The sequence below is a fragment of the Paraburkholderia sp. MPAMCS5 genome (assembly GCF_036016995.1).
Lineage (GTDB): Bacteria > Pseudomonadota > Gammaproteobacteria > Burkholderiales > Burkholderiaceae > Paraburkholderia.
The window spans coordinates 45,796-62,136 of sequence record NZ_JAYXBK010000016.1; the positions used below are offsets into that span (position 1 = coordinate 45,796).

Genomic DNA, 16,341 nt, shown 5'->3' on the forward strand with positions numbered 1-16,341 from the left:
ATGACTAAGAGAAAAGTGATTCCGAGTCTGCGATCACTCGCAGATCAAGAGCGCGCGACGGCAAAAAAGGCCCGCGCATCGTGGCAGATGTTCACGATTATGGCAGAGTTTATCGAGGCGACCGAGTACCTCTCGGAGATTCGCCCGGCTGTCAGTATCTATGGTTCAGCGCGCCTGAAACCCAACTCGCCGTACTACAAACTCGCCACGCAAATTGCGCGCAAGCTCTCCGACGCAGGCTTCGCCGTGATCTCCGGCGGCGGCCCCGGCATCATGGAAGCAGCGAACAAAGGCGCGCATGCAGGCAAGGCGCCTTCGGTCGGGTTGAACATCGAACTGCCGCACGAGCAATCGGGTAATCAGTGGCAAGACATCTCGCTGCGCTTTCGTCACTTCTTCACGCGCAAGGTCACGTTCGTGAAGAATTCGGACGCAGTGATCGTGATGCCCGGCGGCTTCGGCACGCTCGACGAACTCGCGGAAGTGCTCACGCTCATTCAAACCAAGAAGTCGCGCCACGTGCCGATCATTCTGGTGGGCGCCGAATTCTGGGAAGGCCTGCTTGCATGGTTCAAGAGTTCGCTCATTCCCATGGGCCTCATCAATCCGACCGACATCGACCTGATGCAGGTAATCGACAATCCGGATCAGGTGCTCGAAGCAGTGCTGAAGTTCTACGAAGATCGCGAAGGCGCCGAGCCGCAGCCCACCAAGCCCGAAGAAGACCGGATGTTCTATCTGTAACGTGTGAGCCTCGCGCTCACGCGCGAATCACATGCAACTAGCGGGCGGCCTCTGTGCCGCCCGCTTGCGTTTGGGCTTGCGTTTGGGCTTGCGTTTGAGTTTGAGTTTGAGTTTGAGTCTGGGCTTGTGCTGGTGTTTGCGTTGGCGCTTCATCGATCTGATCGCCTTGCGCCTGCAACCATTCGCAGAATTGCGCCACGAGCGGCGCGTGCGCGACCTCGCGCCTCGCGACCCACCAATACCCGCGTGCGTCGATGCGCGGCCCCGGCAGCGGCATCACGAGCCGGCCCGACGCGAGTTCGTCGGCAAGCAGCGGCAATGGGCCGAGTGCCACCCCGAGTCCATCTACCGCGGCCTGCAAGGCCAGATAGAAGTGATCGAACGATTGCTTCTTGCGACACTTCGCGGTGACGCCGGCCATCAATAGCCAATTGCTCCACGCGTCGGGCCGCGTGTCGGAATGGAGCAGCACATGCCGCGCGAGGTCGTCGGCGGTTTTGATCGGCGAGCGCTGCAACAGCGCGGCGCTGCACACCGGAACCTCGCTCTCGCCGAGGAAATGCCCGCTCACGCAGTTATGCCAGTGCGCGGGACCGCGCCGCACGGCGACGTCGAAGCTGTCCAATGTCTCGACGGGCGCATTCGACGTCGCGAGCCGCAACTCGACGTTCGGCACCTTGCGCTGAAACTGGTGCAGGCGCGGCAGCAGCCATTTCATCGCGAACGTGGGCAGCGCATTGACGCGCAGAACATGCACAACGCCGGTGTCGCGCAGTTGATCCGTGGCGTGCGCAATGCTGTCGAACGCGGCTTGCACGGTGGACAGATACCGCCGGCCGTCGTCGGTCAGACGCACGCGCTTGCCGTGCCGCTGGAATACCTGCACGCCCAGCCACGATTCGAACGCGGCGACTTGCCGGCTGATTGCACCGTGCGTCACATGCAGCTCGTTCGCCGCGGCGGTGAAACTTTCGTGGCGCGCCGCGGCTTCAAAGGCGCGCAGCGCGGGGAATGGAGGAAGATTTCTGGCCATGCTTGTGATTCTAGATCACAAAGGCGCGCGCAAAAATCGTTTTGCGCCACGGCGGTTCGGCGCTAACCTCCTGAGCTTGAACTGGAAGCTAAGAAGTCATGGACCACGATCTCACCTCGCTCGATTGCGCAGCGGAGCCGAAGCCCACATTGCGGGAAATATTCGGCGGTTTTCTCGGCCTCGGCCTCATCTCATTCGGCGGCGCGTTGCCGCTTGCGCGCCGCGCGCTGGTCGAGCGGCGCGGCTGGCTGACTTCGGAGGACTTCACCGATCTGCTGGGCTTGTGCCAATTCTTGCCGGGCGGCAACGTGATCAATCTCTCGGTGGCCGTCGGCATGCGCTTTCGCGGCGTCCCCGGCGCGCTCGCCGGCTTGCTCGGACTGATCGCGGGGCCCTCGCTCGTGGTGATCGGTCTTGGCGTGCTGTACGAACAGACGCAAAACGACCCGCACGTGCGGCATCTGTTTGCAGGTCTCGCGGCGGCCGCCGCGGGTCTGCTCATTTCGATGGCCGTGAAGATCGTGCTGCCGCTGCGCAATAAGCCGATGGCCGCGCTCATCGCCGTGCTCGGCTTCATTGCGATCGCGATCCTGCGGCTGCCGCTATTGCCCACCATGCTGGTGCTGACGCCACTCAGCATCTACATCGCATCGAGGAGCGCACGATGAACGACACGCTCGTTTCTCTCGCCATCATTTTCAGCCAGCTCTCACTCCTGGCATTCGGCGGCGGCAACACCATTCTTCCGGAGATGCAGCGTCAGGTGGTCGAGGTGCATCACTGGATGCCGGCCAGCGAGTTCAGCGCGCTGTTCGCGCTCGCGCAGGCCGCGCCCGGACCGAACCTGATGATCGTGACGTTGATCGGATGGCACGTGGCCGGCTGGTCGGGCATGCTCGTCACGTCGATTGCGAAATTCGGGCCGTCGTCGATCGTGACGATACTCGCGCTGCACGCATGGGACCGCTTCAAGGACCGGCCATGGCGGCGTTACGCGCAATTGGGACTCGTGCCGGTGACCGCCGGCATCGTCGCGGCGAGCGCGGCACTGATTGCACAAGCGTCGGACCCGACGGCGATTGCGTGGGCCATCACCGCTTTCACCGCGGCGCTCGCGTTGAAAACGCGGATTCATCCGCTATGGCTGCTGGCGGCCGGCAGTCTGATCGGGTTGACGGGCTTCGGGCAGTAGCCGTCTGCTCACGCTCACGCTCACGCGCTCGCCAGCGCGGCGAAAACCGCGCCGCTTACTGAAACGCCACTTCCGCGAAGCTGCGCAATTTGCGGCTATGCAAACGATGCAGCCCGTTCATCCGCAACAGCTCCATGGCTTTCACGCCGATCTGCAGATGCTGGTCCACCTGCGCGCGGTAGAACTGATCGGCCATGCCGGGCAGCTTCAGTTCGCCGTGCAGCGGTTTGTCGGACACGCATAGCAAAGTGCCGTAAGGCACGCGGAAACGGAAACCATTCGCGGCGATCGTCGCGCTTTCCATGTCCAGCGCGATCGCGCGGCTTTGCGACAGCCGCAGCACCGGCTCGCGATGATCGCGCAACTCCCAGTTGCGGTTATCGACACTCGCCACCGTGCCCGTGCGCATCACGCGTTTCAACTCGACGCCGTCGAGCTGCGTGACCTGCGCGACCGCGCGCTCCAGCGCGACCTGCACTTCGGCGAGCGCCGGAATCGGCACCCACAGCGGCAAATCGGCGTCGAGCACGTGATCCTCGCGCACATAACCGTGCGCGAGCACGTAGTCGCCCAGGCGCTGCGTATTGCGCAGACCCGCGCAGTGGCCGAGCATGATCCACGCATGCGGACGCAGCACGGCGATGTGATCGGTGATGGTCTTGGCATTCGACGGCCCCACGCCGATGTTGACCATCGTGATGCCGCTGCCGTCCGCGCGCTTCAGGTGATACGCGGGCATTTGCGGCAGACGCGGCGGCACCGTGCCTTCCTGCGCCTGTTCGCCGAGATTCTCGTTGTACGTGACGACATCGCCCGGCTCGACAAACGACGTGTACTCGCTGCGATAAGTCCGCAGTTCTTCGTCGTCGGTATGCGCCATCATCGTGCGGCCGAGTTTGACGAACTCGTCGATATAGAACTGATAGTTCGTGTACAGCACATAGTTCTGGCAATGCGTGGGCGAGGTCGCCGTGTAGTGTTTCAGCCGATGCAGCGAGAAATCCACGCGCGCCGCCGTGAACAGCGCAAGCGGATGCGGCTCGCCGGCGAGCGGCTCATACGTGCCGTTGACGATGCGGTCGTCGAGCAGCGCGAGGTCCGGCGTGTCGAACACGTCGCGCATCAGGAAGAGGCGCTCGCGATCCAGGTCGCCTTCGAGGTGAATGCCCTCGGCAAACGCGAAATGAATGGGAATGGGTTGATTCGACACGCCGACGTCGATCTTCACGTGATGATTCTTCGCGAGCAGACGCAATTGCTCGCGATAGTAATTGCCGAACAGATCGGGCCGCGTCACCGTGGTCTCGAACACGCCCGGACCCGCGACGAAGCCGTATGAGCGGCGCGAGTCGACATGCGTGTTGACTTCCGTGCAGACGCGCACGAACGGATAGCAGGCGCGCACGCGGCGCTCGAACAGTTCATTGCGGCGATAGCGCGCGAAGGCGTCGCGCAGGAACGAGGTGTTCGCTTCGTAAATGGCCGACAGGCGCGTGACGGCTTCGGCAGCGTCGTCGAAGGATTCGGTCGGGAAGCTGTTGGCGGGAGTCTGCACCGCGCGTTGATTGGTATCGTTGTTCATCTTCATTCGCCTCGATTGATGAGCCGACATTACCACGGAACCCGCGATCGCCAAATGACCCGAGGGCGCGCGCCGTACGCGCCGCCACACGACTCGCGCGAGAGTGGGCGCGGCGCGCGAAAGCGGCGCAAAATAAGGCGATCGCGCCCGTAGCACAAGCTGGATTTGCTAGAATCGGGGCACAATTCTGGAGAATCACCATGAAGCCGCTCCTTCCCGTCGCCGCTGCCCTGGTCCTTGCCTTCGGCAACGCCGCGATGGCTGCCCAACCTGTCGACGACGCTCCGCCCGCAGGCGCACCGCAGTCCGCCAACGAACGCGCCGGCCTGCCCGATCTGGCGAAGATCAACCGGCCGGCTGCGCAGGTCAGCTCGAAGGTCGAAATCAATGTGCCGCGCACGCCGAGCTTCTACGAACGCAGCGGCAACGGCACCGAAATCACCGAATACCGCGACAAAGGTAAGCCCGTTGAAATCAACGTGCACTCGAACCTCGGCACGCGCTACCACATGAGCGCGCCGCTCGACACGTCGCCTGCCGTGCGCGACAACGGCCGCGCGAGCACGCGCTTGCCCTCCGTAGGGCTGAGCTATTGACGTCTGGCGACAGGCCGGCGCATGACCAATGTGGCCGCGCCGGCGCGCTTTCGCTGCTTGACGACCCGTTTGCCCTGACTCGCCGCCGTTCGGCGCACCGCGCCCAGGCGCGTGTTCCACACTGCCTTACACGCTGCATTACATGCTGCATTCGCCACCGCACGACTTCCGCTGCCCGCTCTGCGCCAGCCCGACCAACCTGATCTGACGTTTCCCGCATGGCTGTCTTCACCGCTGTCACCGAATCCCAACTAGCAGACTGGATGCGTCATTACGATCTCGGCGAAGTCGTCGAGTTTCGCGGCATTTCGTCCGGCATCGAAAACAGCAATTTCTTTCTGACGACGACGCGCGGCGAATACGTCCTCACGATTTTCGAAAAGCTGACGGCCGCGCAACTGCCGTTCTATCTCGATCTGATGCGGCACCTGGCCGCGCATCGCGTGCCGGTGCCGGACCCGATGCCGCGCGAGGACGGCGCGCTGTTCGGCATGCTGCACGGCAAGCCCGCGGCTATCGTCACGAAACTGGAAGGCGCGCCGGAGTTGGCGCCGCGCGTCGAACACTGTGTCGAAGTCGGACAGATGCTGGCGCGCCTGCATCTGGCGGGGCGCGATTACACCGGCTATCAGCCGAATCTGCGCAGCCTGCCGTGGTGGCGGGAAACGGTGCCGACCATCCTGCCGTTTCTCGAAGGCGAGCAGCGCGAACTGCTGGCGTCGGAACTCGCGCATCAGGAGGCGTTTTTCGCGTCCCCGGACTACGCCGCGCTGCCCGGCGGTCCGTGCCACGCCGACCTGTTCCGCGACAACGCCATGTTCGCGCACGCCGCGCCGGAGACGGGCCACGAAGTGCGCCTCGGCGGCTTCTTCGACTTTTATTTTGCAGGCTGCGACAAGTGGCTGTTCGACGTCGCGGTGACCGTCAACGACTGGTGCGTCGATCTCGCCACCGGCAAGCTCGACGAGGCGCGCACCGAAGCCATGCTGCGCGCGTATCAAACCGTGCGCCCGTTCACTGCCGAAGAAAATCGTCACTGGGGCGACATGTTGCGCGCGGGCGCCTATCGTTTCTGGGTCTCGCGCCTGTATGATTTTCATTTGCCGCGCGCGGCCGAGTTGCTCAAGCCGCACGACCCCGGCCATTTCGAGCGCATTCTGCGCGAACGCCTGCCCGGCGTCGCACTTCCTGGCATTCATACCTCATGCAACTGATCGAAGTCCCCGCGAAAACCGGTTATGTCTGGTTCCGGCAGGGTATCTGGCTGTTTCGCAAGAATCCGCTCGCATTCCTCACGCTGTTCTTCACTTATCTGCTGGTGATGACGCTGGTGGCGCAAATCCCGGTGGTCGGCAGCGTGTTGCCGCTCGCGTTCATTCCGGGCGTCGCGGTCGGCTTCATGGCCGCATGCCGTAACACGATTGCGGGCAAGCCGGTGTTTCCGACCATCCTTGTTGATGGTTTTCGCTCCTATGGCCCATTGGTCGCAAAACGGCTGATCGTGCTCGGCGTGCTGTACGTCGTGGCAATGGCGCTGGTGCTGGCCGGTTCCGCGCTCGCCGACGGCGGCATGCTGATGAAGGTGATGCTCGGCGCGACCGCGAATATGGACGCCGAGGCGATCGCCAACAGCAATATGCCGTTCGGCGTGATCGCGGCTTTCGCGTTCTATATTCCGGTCGCCATGCTTTTCTGGTTCTCGCCGATTCTCGCCGCATGGCACGACGTGCCGCCCATCAAGGCGATGTTCTTCAGCTTCGTGAGTTGCTGGCGCAATCGCGGCGCGTTCATCGTGTTCGGCGCGCTGTGGTTTGCCGTGGCCATGGCCGTGTCGCTCGGTTTGTCCACGCTGATGCAGGCGCTCGGCGCCGGCGACTTCGCGTTCGCCGTGCTAATGCCCGCCACGATGATCGTCACGACTATGCTGTATTGCTCGTTCTACGCGACGTACCGCGGCTGTTACGGCGTGCAAACGCCGCAAACGCCGGATCTGCCGACCACGCCGGCGGCCTGACGACCTCGCGCGAAATTGCCGTCGAGGCGCGCACGCGGGCGCTTTCGTGCCGCCCGCGCGTGCGCCGATTCGCGGCACAATGGTTTGTGCGCAATCCATTTGCACGCACTTCTTCGACGAGATGCATCATGACCCAGCGCCCCGCTTTGCCCTTCACGCTCGACGAGCAACTGTGCTTCGCCCTCTACTCGACTTCGCTGGCGATGACCAAGGCGTACAAGCCGCTTCTCGACAAGCTCGGCCTCACGTATCCGCAATATCTGGCCATGCTGGTGCTGTGGGAAAACGACGATGTCACGGTCAAGGACATGGCCGCACGTCTCAATCTGGATTCGGCGACGGTCACACCGTTGCTCAAGCGTCTGGAAACGCAAGGTCTCGTGGAGCGAGTACGCGGAGTGGAAGACGAGCGTCTCGTCTTCATCCGGCTCACCAAGGCCGGCGCCGCGCTCAAGCGTCAGGCGCGCGAGGTGCCCGCTGAAATCTTCTGCGCGACGCAGCAGACGCCGGAATTCCTGCTGCGTTTGCGCGACGATCTGACCCGCCTGCGCACTACGCTCAACGACTACATGGATCAATAGACGCGATCGGCGCCTGACTACCCGCTATCGGCGTGATTCAACATTTCATTTGCATACAAATGATTTGCACGCTATCTTTATCGCATGCCGCTTCGATAGCGCGTCGCCGAAACAGCGCGCAGGCTGAAGCGGCGAACACGCAAGACGTCTCATCTACCCGATCAAGGAGCAGCACGATGAACATCCTCTACAAGGCAAGCGCAACGAGCACCGGTGGCCGCGACGGCCGCGCAGTGTCGTCGGATAATGCGTTGGACGTGAAACTCGCTGCCCCGCGCGAACTCGGCGGCAATGGCGCGGCCGGCACGAATCCGGAACAGTTGTTCGCCGCCGGCTATTCGGCCTGCTTTCTGAGCGCGATGAAGTTCGTCGCCGGCCAGCGCAAGCAGGCCTTGCCCGCCGATACGCAAGTGGCCGCCGAAGTCGGCATCGGTCCGAACGACACGGGCGGCTTCGCGCTAGACATCGATCTGCGCGTCTCGCTGCCGGGGTTCGATGCCAATGCGGCCAAAGAACTGGTCGACGCCGCTCATCAGGTGTGTCCGTACTCGAACGCCACGCGCAACAACGTCGCCGTTCGTCTGCAAGTCGCGTAAGCTGCACCGGCGGCACGCTGCCTGCTTGCCGTTCTGATCCGCGCCCGCTCCTCGAAGCCGAGGGCGGGCGCGCAGCCATTGACCACCCATTTTCCGATGACACGCGCCCGCCAACTGCACGACAGCTTCGACACCGGCCTGGTCTGGTTCCGCCGCGACCTGCGCAACACCGACCACGCCGCGCTGTACTACGCGCTCAAGCATTGCGAGCGCGTCTGGTGCGGGTTCGTGTTCGATACGACGATCCTGCAACCGCTCGTCGACACATGGCAGGCACGCCATGGGGGCACGCAAGCGCAGGACCGGCGCATCGAGTTCATTCTTGCGTCGCTCGCCGAACTCGACGAAGCGCTGCGCGCAGACGGTGGCGGCCTCATCGTGCTGTACGGCGATCCGGCGGAACTCGTACCGAAGCTCGCGAGCGAGCTTCAGGTCGAAGCGGTGTTCGCGAATCACGACTATGAACCGGCCGCCATCGAACGCGACGAGACGGTGCGCGAGCGTCTCGCCGAAGCCGGGCGCGAGTGGCTGACATTCAAGGATCAGGTGATTTTCGAGCGCGCGGAACTGCTGACCGGGCAGAACAAGCCGTTCACGGTTTTCACGCCGTATAAGAACGCGTGGCTCAAGCAACTGACGAGCTTCGACCTGAAGCCGTATCCCGTCGAAACTTACGCGAGCCATCTGGCCGCGCTGCCGCGCAAGCTCGACCGGCAGTTGCCCACACTGGATCAACTCGGCTTCGCGCCGGGCAATTTCGCGGACCTGGATTTCGCGGACCTGGATTTGCCGGCGGGCATGAGCGGCGCGCAGCATTTACTCAACGACTTCCTGACGCGCATCGATAGCTATGCCGAGCGGCGCGATTTTCCTGCGGCCAAAGGCACGAGCCATCTGTCGGTGCATCTGCGCTTCGGCACCGTTTCGATTCGCACGCTGACGCGGCTCGCTCATGAGATGTCGCTGCAACCGGACGGCCGGGGGTCGGCCACGTGGCTGTCGGAACTGATCTGGCGGGACTTTTATTTCATGATCCTCTCGCATCATCCGCGGCTGGCGAGCGGCGCGTCGTTTCGCGAGGAGTACGACCGGCTGTGCTGGGAGCGCGGGCCGGAAGCGGACGAGGCGTTCGCCGCATGGTGCGAGGGCCGCACCGGCTATCCGCTGATCGACGCGGCCATGTTGCAACTCAACCGCACCGGCTACATGCACAACCGTCTGCGAATGGTGACGGCGAGTTTTCTGGTGAAGGATCTGGGCGTGGACTGGCGGCTCGGCGAGCGCTATTTCGCAGAGCAGCTCAACGACTTCGACTTTGCGGCGAACAATGGCGGCTGGCAGTGGGCGGCGTCGACGGGATGCGATGCGCAGCCCTATTTCCGCATTTTTAATCCGATCACGCAGTCGGAAAAATTCGATGCCGACGGGCAATTCATCAAACGCTATTTGCCGCAGCTCGGAAAGCTGCCGGCCAAATGCATCCACGCGCCGTGGAGGGTGGCTGCGGAGCGACTAGCGGAATTCGGCGTGGTGCTGGGTCAAAACTACCCGGCGCCGATTGTGGATCACGCACAAGCCAGGGCGCGAACACTGGCCCGATTTGGCAAGTGAGCACACGCTCACATGGGAAACCTACTTGCGGGCGCACGCTAATGCGCTTCGCCCCAGCACCGGCGTATTCACTCCCCGCCGATGCTTCAATTGGCGCGCAGCTTAGTGCTGGCTCATCCACGACGGCTGACGGAAATGCGACTCGCGATCCAGCTTGCGCATGCGGAATTCGAGGTCGTAAAGGTCGGTCGCTTCGGCGAGGAAGGCGTCAGCGCGTTCTTTGGCGAGTTGTTCGGGCGACTTCGTCAGAAACAGGAAGAGGCGGGTAAGCAGGTACATGGTCGATCTCCGCAATAAGGGCAGGCGGCAACGCCTAAGGGATAACCCGTATTATAGGGAAAACCCTAGTGTTGCGCCAGCGCTTATTGACCCGGCGTTGTTCCGCGGTCACCGCACGGACGCGGACGCTTCTACGGCAGCGCTCTGGAGCGCACCGGCGCCGGCGCGCCGCTGATGCTTGAAGAATTCCCAGATCATCGCGCTCGCGTCCGGCCCCTTGGCGGAATGGAACGGCACGGCGTCGTCGCCGCCGCTCCAGGCGTGCGCGAGCCCCTGCACGCGACACGCGCGCACCACGCGCCGGCCGCCGCGGAAATAGTCGCGCATTGTCACGCCGCCTTTGCGCTCCTCGCGCAGTTCGCCGGACTTGCGCGCGCCCTGTGGGTCGATCATGCGATTGAGGCGGAGAAACTGCGTCGCCAGTTGGTCGGCGTTGACGGGCGCGACAACATGATCGATGTCGCCGTGAACGATGATGGCCGGCATGCCGGGATAATGCGCGACGTCGGCGACCTCGTCGACGAGTTGCACCGGGTCGCGCCGCGCGCCGCGCCGCATGACGTCCATGGCGGTGATACCGGAGCGGGCTTCGCCGAAAGCCGGGCCCGAATGCACCGCCACCGCCGCGAACCGCTCGGGATATTGCAGCGCCAGCAGCGTCGTCAGCCCGGCGCCGGCGGAAATGCCGGCGACATACACGCGCTCGGCGTCAAAACCGTGCTGCGCGACGAGCGCATCGACGAGCGACACCACCGCGCGCGCCTCCGCGCCGCCCGCGCTGTCGCCCGCGTCGTACCAATGCCAGCAGCGGTGCGAATGCGCGTGCTTCGACTGTTCCGGATAGACCACGGCAAAGCCAAAGCGGTCGGCGAGCACATTCATTCGCGTGCCTTGCGCAAATTCGTCGATTGACTGGGTGCAGCCGTGCAGCATCACGACGAGCGGCATGGCCTCGAGCGCGTGGCCCGACGGCACATATAAACCGTACTGAAGATGGTTGACGAGCCGGCCGGGCGAGGCGGGCGCCGAATGGAACGAGCGCGTCCACGCGCCGCTCGCCCATGCGGCAGCACGCGGACGAACCCGGGATTCGCGCGCGGCAGCGTGCGGCGCCTCGCGCTTGGCGGGCGTGCGAATCGTGGCGGACGGACGAACTTTCGTCGACGGCTTGGTCGCCGCCGGCCGCGCCGGGCGCGTCGTGGCGCGCTTGGCCGTCTTGTGGGCGTGCTCGGACTGAATGGCGAGCAGGCGCTTGAGGCCGCGGAGCCAGATATTCGATAGACTTTTTGCCATCGGCGCAAAACCTCGCAAAAAGGGACAGGATGGTTGGATGCCAATATGCATTCTTGTGCAATGCACAATAGCATCAATCCCGACGCCATGCAGGACGCGGCAAGCGGCCCCGGACTACGCATTTTCCGCCGTGAGCCTTGCCGCGCGGGCCGCAATCGAAGCGTCGGCAGCCATCGCCGACGACATCTTGTTAACCGTCTTACGTCTGGTAGCAAAAAGCTCGCTCGGCCGGCGAAAGCGCCCGGCGGGAGCCGTCTATACTGGCGGATACCCTGAACGCGTCGGCGGTTTGCGGCCTTCGCGCGTTGCATTCTCATAACCGGCTCATGCGTACCTGATCGCCTTTTTTCGATGCCCGACTTACCCGTCCACCTGTGGTACCTGATCACCAGCCTTGGCGGCGCCGGCATGACGTTGCCGCTCGCGTTCGCCATCGCGCTGTGGCTGGCGATCGGCTATACGTGGCGCATGGCGGCGGGCTGGCTGCTATTGCTCGGGGCGGCGATCGGCGTCGTGACGGTGACCAAACTGGCGTTTCTCGGCTGGGGCGTAGGCGTGCGCGAGCTGGATTTCACGGGTCTCAGCGGCCACGCGATGCTGTCCACGGCGGTGTACCCCGTCGCTCTCTTTCTCGTGTTGCTGCGAACGCCGCCGCCCGTGCGCGTGCTCGGCGTGCTGCTCGGGCTTGTCGCGGGCATGGCGGTGGGCCTGTCGCGCGTCGTGCTGAGCGCCCACTCGCCTTCCGAAGCAATCACCGGTTGCCTCGTGGGCGCGCTGGCCGCCCTGCTATTCGTTCGGATGGCCTGGAATGCCGAGCCCAAGCGGCTTTCCGCGCTTCCGGTCGTCGCAAGTCTGGTGGTGCTGGCGGTGCTCACGCATGGCGTTCACGTGCCGACGCAGCGCTGGGTCACGCATATCGCGCTGAAGGTTTCCGGTCACGACCGGCCGTATATCCGCGCCAAATGGAAGGCCGCGCGCAACGTCCGCCCCGCCGCTGCGCCGCTCTCGCAAACGCGCAATGCGCTTGCGCCGGCGCGTACGTTCGACCTCTGAATTTCTCCCCCGCCTGCTCAGAGCGCTTCATACGCGCGAATGAATGCGCGTCATGCCAGCGCTATAACTACAGGTATATTACGATATGCGTTTTAATCATCGCTCCGGCGCATGCCGGGCCTTCATACGTTCATGACACTGTCCCGCCGTCTGCTGAAAGGAGCGCTTGTTGCCGCCAGCGCCATCTCCGTTGCGTTTAGCGTCAACGCGCACGCCGACGAACTGGTGGTCTCGGCCGCCGCCAGTCTGACCAACGCGTTCAAGGCCGTCAGCGACGCCTTCGAACAACAGCACGCGGGCACCAAAGTGCTGCTGAACTTTGGCGCGTCCGACGTCCTGATGCAGCAGATCGCCAAGGGCGCGCCCGCCGACGTGTTCGCCTCCGCCGACCAGAAGGCGATGGACAAGGCGGCGGCCGAAAAAGTCATCGTGCCGGCTACGCGCAAGGACTTCGCCGCGAATTCGCTGGTGCTGATCGTGCCGAGCGACAGCCATTTCGCGCCGACAAGCCTGAACGAACTGACGTCGTCGAATGTGAAACGGGTCGCGTATGGCGATCCGGCTTCGGTGCCGGTCGGGCGCTACACGCAGGGCGCGCTGCAAGCCGCCGGCGTGTGGGACGCCGTGAGCGCCAAGGCCGTGCTCGCGGCGAACGTCCGCCAGAGCCTCGACTACGTGTCGCGCGGCGAAGTCGACGCCGGTTTCGTATTCGGCACTGACGCCGCGATCATGCCCGGCAAGGTCAAGGTCGCGCTGACCGTGCCGACGCAAACGCCGATCACCTACCCGATCGCGCAGGTCGAAGGCAGCCGTCACGCGGCGGATGCGCAGGCGTTCGTGAATTTCGTGCTGTCGCCGGCCGGCCAGGCCGTGCTCGCGAAGTACGGCTTCAAGCCCGCGCACTGATCCCGCTCACGGACCGCGCACGATCATGCAACAGGCTTGGATTCCGCTCCTGCTCTCGCTGAAAGTGGCGGGCTGGGCGACCGCGCTCAATCTGATGTTCGGTGTCGGCGCGGGTTTCGCCTTGTCGCGCTGGCGCTCGGCCGCGCGTGACGTGATCGATTCGTTGCTGATGTTGCCGCTCGTCATGCCGCCCACCGTGCTCGGTTACTACCTGCTGGTGCTGCTCGGACGACGCGGCGTGTTCGGCGCCTGGCTCGACCGCTTCGACATTCAACTGGTGTTCACCTGGCAAGGCGCGGTGATCGCGTCGACGGTGGTCGCTTTCCCGCTCGTGCTGAAGTCGGCGCGCGCCGCCTTCGAAGCCGTCGATCCGCAACTCGAGCGCGCCGCGCGCACGCTCGGCGTGAGCGAGACGGCGATCTTCTTTCGCGTGAGCCTGCCGCTCGCCGCGCGCGGCATTCTTGCTGGCGGTCTGCTGGCGTTCGCGCGGGCGCTCGGCGAATTCGGCGCCACGCTGATGATCGCGGGCAACCTGCCAGGGCGCACGCAGACGCTCTCCGTGGCCGTCTATGCAGCTGTGCAGGCCGGCGACGACAGCACCGCGAATTTCCTCGTGCTCGTGACCTCGGCAACGTGCGTCATCGTCCTGTTGCTGGCGGGCCGCCTCGTGCCGCAACGCACGCTTCTCGCTTCCCGCTGACATGCCGCTCAACGTCGACATCCGCAAGACATTCGAGAGCGCCGAACGCCGCTTCACGCTCGACGTCGCGTTCGCCGCGACGACCCAGCGCGTCGTGCTGTTCGGGCCGTCCGGCGCGGGCAAGAGTCTGACGTTGCAGGCGATTGCCGGTCTGCTGCGCCCCGACGAAGGCACCATCACGCTGCATGGCACGACGCTTTTCGACAGCGCGCGCGGCGCCGATCTGAAGTCGCAGGCACGCAAGATCGCGTATCTCTTTCAGGACTACGCGCTGTTTCCGCATCTGAATGTGCGGCAGAACATTGGCTTTGGCTTGCGCCAGGGCTGGTTCAATCCGAGCGCGCGCGCCACGCACGCGCAGGTCGATTACTGGCTCGATGCGCTTGAGTTGCGCAGCGTCGCCGGGAATCATCCGGCGCAGCTTTCCGGTGGACAGAAACAGCGTGTCGCGCTGGCGCGCGCGCTCGTCGCGCAACCTCAACTGCTGTTGCTGGACGAACCGTTTTCCGCGCTGGACAGCGCATTACGCCAGCGCATGCGGCTCGAACTGTCGGAGCTGCAAACGCGGCTGGATATTCCGATGGTGTTGATCACCCACGATCCCGACGACGTCGCCGCTTTCGGCGATCAGGTCGTGCAGATCAGCGACGGCCGTGTGCGCGAGCATCAGGCGTTCACGGGCTACACGCGCAGTGAATCGCGGCCAGGCGCGTAAGCAAAGCGCTGTGCAAAGCGCGCGATCAAAGCGCATGACTTCAGCGCATGACTTCAGCGCATGACTTCAGCGCATGACCTCTGCGCATGACCTCTGCGCGCCTTTGTCCGCGCTGTCGCCGGTTCAATCCTTCACGCCGAGTATCACGCTCGATGCCTTGAACGCCGCGACCGCGCTCGCGCCTTGCACGAGTCCGAGCGCTTCCACGCTCTGATTCGTGACCACCGCGGTGATCACCGCGCCGCCTTCCAGCACCAGCGACACCTCGGCATTGACCGCGCCGGGCTTCACGCTCTGCACGGTGCCGCGCAACTGATTGCGGGCGGACAGTTTCAGCGGAGCGCCGCTTTCGTCGCTGACGAGCAACACGACCCACGACGCCTTGATCAGCGCGAACGCCGCCGAGCCGACCGTCAGGCCGAGCGCTTCGGTGCTTTCGTGCGTGAGGATGGCGACGATCGTGTGGCCGCCTGGCAAAGTCAGCGAGACTTCGTCGTTGATCGCGCCGCGCGTGATGGTCGAGACCGTGCCGTATAGCTGATTGCGCGCGCTCGTCTTCACGGCGATCCGGCCGATCAGATCCCAGTCGGTCGCGAAACCTTCGATCGCCGCACCGGCGCGCGCGAGAAAACGCCGATGCTCGCGCTCCACCGCGCGAAACGTCTCGATCAGCTTGACCGCGCGCGGCGTCAGCGTGGTGCCGCCGCCGCCTTTGCCGCCGGTCAGGCGCACGACGAGCGGCTCGCCGGCGAGATTGTTCATGGCGTCGACCGCGTCCCACGCGCCCTTATAGCTCATGCCGACGGCTTTCGCCGCGTTGGTGATCGAGCCGGTCTCGCCGATCGCCGCGAGCAGCGCGATTCTCGACGCGCCGCCAAGCGTATTGGCCCCCGCCTGGAACCAGACCGAACCGCCGATTTCGAGCGGTTCGAGAGACGGATCGTTGCTATCGGATGCCATGGCGGAGAGCGGTCGAAAAGAATGAAGGGTGGCAAATGATTATAGCGACGGCCGCTTCGACCACAGCACACAGCGACGCCCGGCCGCCCCTGCTTCGCTCAAACCGCGTATTGCGCGATGCCGTTGCCGAACGACCAGTTCTCCTTCAGCACTTCGACGAGATTGATCAGCACGTCCTCACGCCGCAATCCCGGCGACCTGGCGAGTTCGTCGGCCATGCGCTCGTAGAGCGCCCTTTTCTGTTCGAGTGTGCGCGTGTTGTTCAGCGTGATCTGGATCATCACGAGGTCGTCGGTGCGCTGCACGTTCAGATACTGGCTGTCGTACACAAAATTGCCGGCCTCGTGCTCGGTGATCAACATGAAGATGTCGTCCTTCGGCACATTGAAGGTGGCAACGAGCGAACGCTGGATGCTGTCCATGAGCGCCTTCCGATAGTCGGCAGGCTGGCCGGCGCGCAGAGCGATTCGGGTGAGAGGCATGGCG

18 protein-coding genes and 1 pseudogene are annotated in these 16,341 nt (G+C 64.1%); 13 read left to right on the top strand and 6 right to left on the bottom strand.

Annotated elements, in window-relative coordinates; genetic code table 11:
* Positions 1 to 744, top strand: a complete 744-nt coding sequence (locus tag VOM14_RS26520) for a TIGR00730 family Rossman fold protein (RefSeq protein ID WP_327631699.1) — start codon at positions 1 to 3, stop codon at positions 742 to 744.
* Between the two features lie 160 nt (positions 745 to 904).
* Here VOM14_RS26520 and VOM14_RS26525 read toward each other — a convergent pair.
* A pseudogene (locus tag VOM14_RS26525) lies at positions 905 to 1,777 on the bottom strand (transcriptional regulator GcvA); the annotation flags it as partial.
* 98 nt (positions 1,778 to 1,875) lie between these two features.
* On the opposite strand from VOM14_RS26525, the gene VOM14_RS26530 reads away from it, so the two are divergent.
* The gene (locus tag VOM14_RS26530) at positions 1,876 to 2,445 is read left to right on the top strand and encodes a chromate transporter (RefSeq protein WP_327631700.1); all 570 of its coding nucleotides are present in this window, start codon (positions 1,876 to 1,878) and stop codon (positions 2,443 to 2,445) included.
* Positions 2,442 to 2,969, top strand: a complete 528-nt coding sequence (locus tag VOM14_RS26535; protein WP_327631701.1) for a chromate transporter — start codon at positions 2,442 to 2,444, stop codon at positions 2,967 to 2,969. The genes VOM14_RS26530 and VOM14_RS26535 overlap by 4 nt, the downstream gene beginning before the upstream one ends.
* A gap of 55 nt (positions 2,970 to 3,024) precedes the next feature.
* Here VOM14_RS26535 and VOM14_RS26540 read toward each other — a convergent pair whose 3' ends face one another.
* Positions 3,025 to 4,551, bottom strand: a complete 1,527-nt coding sequence (locus tag VOM14_RS26540) for an AMP nucleosidase (protein ID WP_327631702.1) — start codon at positions 4,549 to 4,551, stop codon at positions 3,025 to 3,027.
* Between the two features lie 200 nt (positions 4,552 to 4,751).
* On the opposite strand from VOM14_RS26540, the gene VOM14_RS26545 reads away from it, so the two are divergent.
* The 6 genes from VOM14_RS26545 to VOM14_RS26570 all read left to right on the top strand — a co-directional run bounded on the left by VOM14_RS26545 (position 4,752) and on the right by VOM14_RS26570 (position 9,949).
* Entirely contained in the window at positions 4,752 to 5,147 is a 396-nt protein-coding gene (locus VOM14_RS26545) for a hypothetical protein (protein WP_327631703.1), read from the top strand.
* Between the two features lie 218 nt (positions 5,148 to 5,365).
* Positions 5,366 to 6,361, top strand: coding sequence for a homoserine kinase (locus VOM14_RS26550; protein WP_327631704.1), 996 nt, complete (start codon positions 5,366 to 5,368; stop codon positions 6,359 to 6,361).
* Positions 6,352 to 7,161, top strand: coding sequence for a BPSS1780 family membrane protein (locus VOM14_RS26555; RefSeq protein WP_327631705.1), 810 nt, complete (start codon positions 6,352 to 6,354; stop codon positions 7,159 to 7,161). Before VOM14_RS26550 ends, VOM14_RS26555 begins: the two co-directional genes overlap by 10 nt.
* A 128-nt stretch (positions 7,162 to 7,289) precedes the next feature.
* Positions 7,290 to 7,742, top strand: a complete 453-nt coding sequence (locus VOM14_RS26560) for a MarR family winged helix-turn-helix transcriptional regulator (protein WP_327631706.1) — start codon at positions 7,290 to 7,292, stop codon at positions 7,740 to 7,742.
* Between the two features lie 176 nt (positions 7,743 to 7,918).
* Positions 7,919 to 8,338, top strand: a complete 420-nt coding sequence (locus VOM14_RS26565) for an organic hydroperoxide resistance protein (RefSeq protein WP_327631707.1) — start codon at positions 7,919 to 7,921, stop codon at positions 8,336 to 8,338.
* 96 nt (positions 8,339 to 8,434) lie between these two features.
* Entirely contained in the window at positions 8,435 to 9,949 is a 1,515-nt protein-coding gene (locus tag VOM14_RS26570) for a cryptochrome/photolyase family protein (RefSeq protein WP_327631708.1), read from the top strand.
* Between the two features lie 102 nt (positions 9,950 to 10,051).
* Here VOM14_RS26570 and VOM14_RS26575 read toward each other — a convergent pair whose 3' ends face one another.
* Complete coding sequence (locus VOM14_RS26575) at positions 10,052 to 10,228, bottom strand: DUF3563 family protein (protein WP_327631709.1); 177 nt, start codon at positions 10,226 to 10,228, stop codon at positions 10,052 to 10,054.
* Positions 10,229 to 10,336: 108 nt separating this feature from the next.
* Positions 10,337 to 11,521 carry an extracellular catalytic domain type 1 short-chain-length polyhydroxyalkanoate depolymerase gene (locus VOM14_RS26580; protein WP_327631710.1) on the bottom strand — a complete coding sequence of 395 codons (1,185 nt, stop codon included), beginning with the start codon at positions 11,519 to 11,521 and terminating at the stop codon, positions 10,337 to 10,339.
* Positions 11,522 to 11,872: 351 nt separating this feature from the next.
* Between VOM14_RS26580 and VOM14_RS26585 the strand changes: the two genes are divergently transcribed.
* The 4 genes from VOM14_RS26585 to VOM14_RS26600 all read left to right on the top strand — a co-directional run bounded on the left by VOM14_RS26585 (position 11,873) and on the right by VOM14_RS26600 (position 14,895).
* Positions 11,873 to 12,574: a phosphatase PAP2 family protein gene (locus VOM14_RS26585; protein ID WP_327631711.1), complete on the top strand. Its 702-nt coding sequence runs from the start codon at positions 11,873 to 11,875 to the stop codon at positions 12,572 to 12,574.
* Positions 12,575 to 12,706: 132 nt separating this feature from the next.
* A complete protein-coding gene (gene modA / locus VOM14_RS26590) occupies positions 12,707 to 13,480 on the top strand; it encodes a molybdate ABC transporter substrate-binding protein (RefSeq protein ID WP_327631712.1) in 774 nt (257 codons plus the stop codon).
* Between the two features lie 25 nt (positions 13,481 to 13,505).
* On the top strand, positions 13,506 to 14,180 hold the full coding sequence (gene modB, locus VOM14_RS26595) for a molybdate ABC transporter permease subunit (protein ID WP_327631713.1): 675 nt from the start codon (positions 13,506 to 13,508) through the stop codon (positions 14,178 to 14,180).
* A 1-nt stretch (position 14,181) separates the two neighbouring features.
* Positions 14,182 to 14,895, top strand: coding sequence for a sulfate/molybdate ABC transporter ATP-binding protein (locus VOM14_RS26600; protein WP_327631714.1), 714 nt, complete (start codon positions 14,182 to 14,184; stop codon positions 14,893 to 14,895).
* A 123-nt stretch (positions 14,896 to 15,018) separates the two neighbouring features.
* On the opposite strand, the gene VOM14_RS26605 is transcribed toward VOM14_RS26600, so the two are convergent.
* Complete coding sequence (locus tag VOM14_RS26605) at positions 15,019 to 15,855, bottom strand: TOBE domain-containing protein (protein ID WP_327631715.1); 837 nt, start codon at positions 15,853 to 15,855, stop codon at positions 15,019 to 15,021.
* A 98-nt stretch (positions 15,856 to 15,953) separates the two neighbouring features.
* Positions 15,954 to 16,337 (bottom strand): tautomerase family protein, encoded by a 384-nt coding sequence (locus VOM14_RS26610; protein ID WP_327631716.1) that lies wholly within the window; start codon positions 16,335 to 16,337, stop codon positions 15,954 to 15,956.
* Positions 16,338 to 16,341 lie beyond the last annotated feature (4 nt).

What these genes read in the sequence shown, in the direction of transcription:
- VOM14_RS26565 (WP_327631707.1), top strand. Translation starts at nt 7,919, where the DNA reads ATGAACATCCTCTACAAGGCAAGCGCAACGAGCACCGGTGGCCGCGAC.
- VOM14_RS26535 (WP_327631701.1), top strand. Translation starts at nt 2,442, where the DNA reads ATGAACGACACGCTCGTTTCTCTCGCCATCATTTTCAGCCAGCTCTCA.
- VOM14_RS26585 (WP_327631711.1), top strand. Translation starts at nt 11,873, where the DNA reads ATGCCCGACTTACCCGTCCACCTGTGGTACCTGATCACCAGCCTTGGC.
- VOM14_RS26530 (WP_327631700.1), top strand. Translation starts at nt 1,876, where the DNA reads ATGGACCACGATCTCACCTCGCTCGATTGCGCAGCGGAGCCGAAGCCC.
- VOM14_RS26610 (WP_327631716.1), bottom strand. Translation starts at nt 16,337, where the DNA reads ATGCCTCTCACCCGAATCGCTCTGCGCGCCGGCCAGCCTGCCGACTAT.
- VOM14_RS26605 (WP_327631715.1), bottom strand. Translation starts at nt 15,855, where the DNA reads ATGGCATCCGATAGCAACGATCCGTCTCTCGAACCGCTCGAAATCGGC.
- VOM14_RS26575 (WP_327631709.1), bottom strand. Translation starts at nt 10,228, where the DNA reads ATGTACCTGCTTACCCGCCTCTTCCTGTTTCTGACGAAGTCGCCCGAA.
- VOM14_RS26520 (WP_327631699.1), top strand. Translation starts at nt 1, where the DNA reads ATGACTAAGAGAAAAGTGATTCCGAGTCTGCGATCACTCGCAGATCAA.
- VOM14_RS26545 (WP_327631703.1), top strand. Translation starts at nt 4,752, where the DNA reads ATGAAGCCGCTCCTTCCCGTCGCCGCTGCCCTGGTCCTTGCCTTCGGC.
- modA (WP_327631712.1), top strand. Translation starts at nt 12,707, where the DNA reads ATGACACTGTCCCGCCGTCTGCTGAAAGGAGCGCTTGTTGCCGCCAGC.
- VOM14_RS26555 (WP_327631705.1), top strand. Translation starts at nt 6,352, where the DNA reads ATGCAACTGATCGAAGTCCCCGCGAAAACCGGTTATGTCTGGTTCCGG.
- VOM14_RS26580 (WP_327631710.1), bottom strand. Translation starts at nt 11,521, where the DNA reads ATGGCAAAAAGTCTATCGAATATCTGGCTCCGCGGCCTCAAGCGCCTG.
- VOM14_RS26550 (WP_327631704.1), top strand. Translation starts at nt 5,366, where the DNA reads ATGGCTGTCTTCACCGCTGTCACCGAATCCCAACTAGCAGACTGGATG.
- VOM14_RS26560 (WP_327631706.1), top strand. Translation starts at nt 7,290, where the DNA reads ATGACCCAGCGCCCCGCTTTGCCCTTCACGCTCGACGAGCAACTGTGC.
- VOM14_RS26540 (WP_327631702.1), bottom strand. Translation starts at nt 4,551, where the DNA reads ATGAACAACGATACCAATCAACGCGCGGTGCAGACTCCCGCCAACAGC.
- modB (WP_327631713.1), top strand. Translation starts at nt 13,506, where the DNA reads ATGCAACAGGCTTGGATTCCGCTCCTGCTCTCGCTGAAAGTGGCGGGC.
- VOM14_RS26570 (WP_327631708.1), top strand. Translation starts at nt 8,435, where the DNA reads ATGACACGCGCCCGCCAACTGCACGACAGCTTCGACACCGGCCTGGTC.
- VOM14_RS26600 (WP_327631714.1), top strand. Translation starts at nt 14,182, where the DNA reads ATGCCGCTCAACGTCGACATCCGCAAGACATTCGAGAGCGCCGAACGC.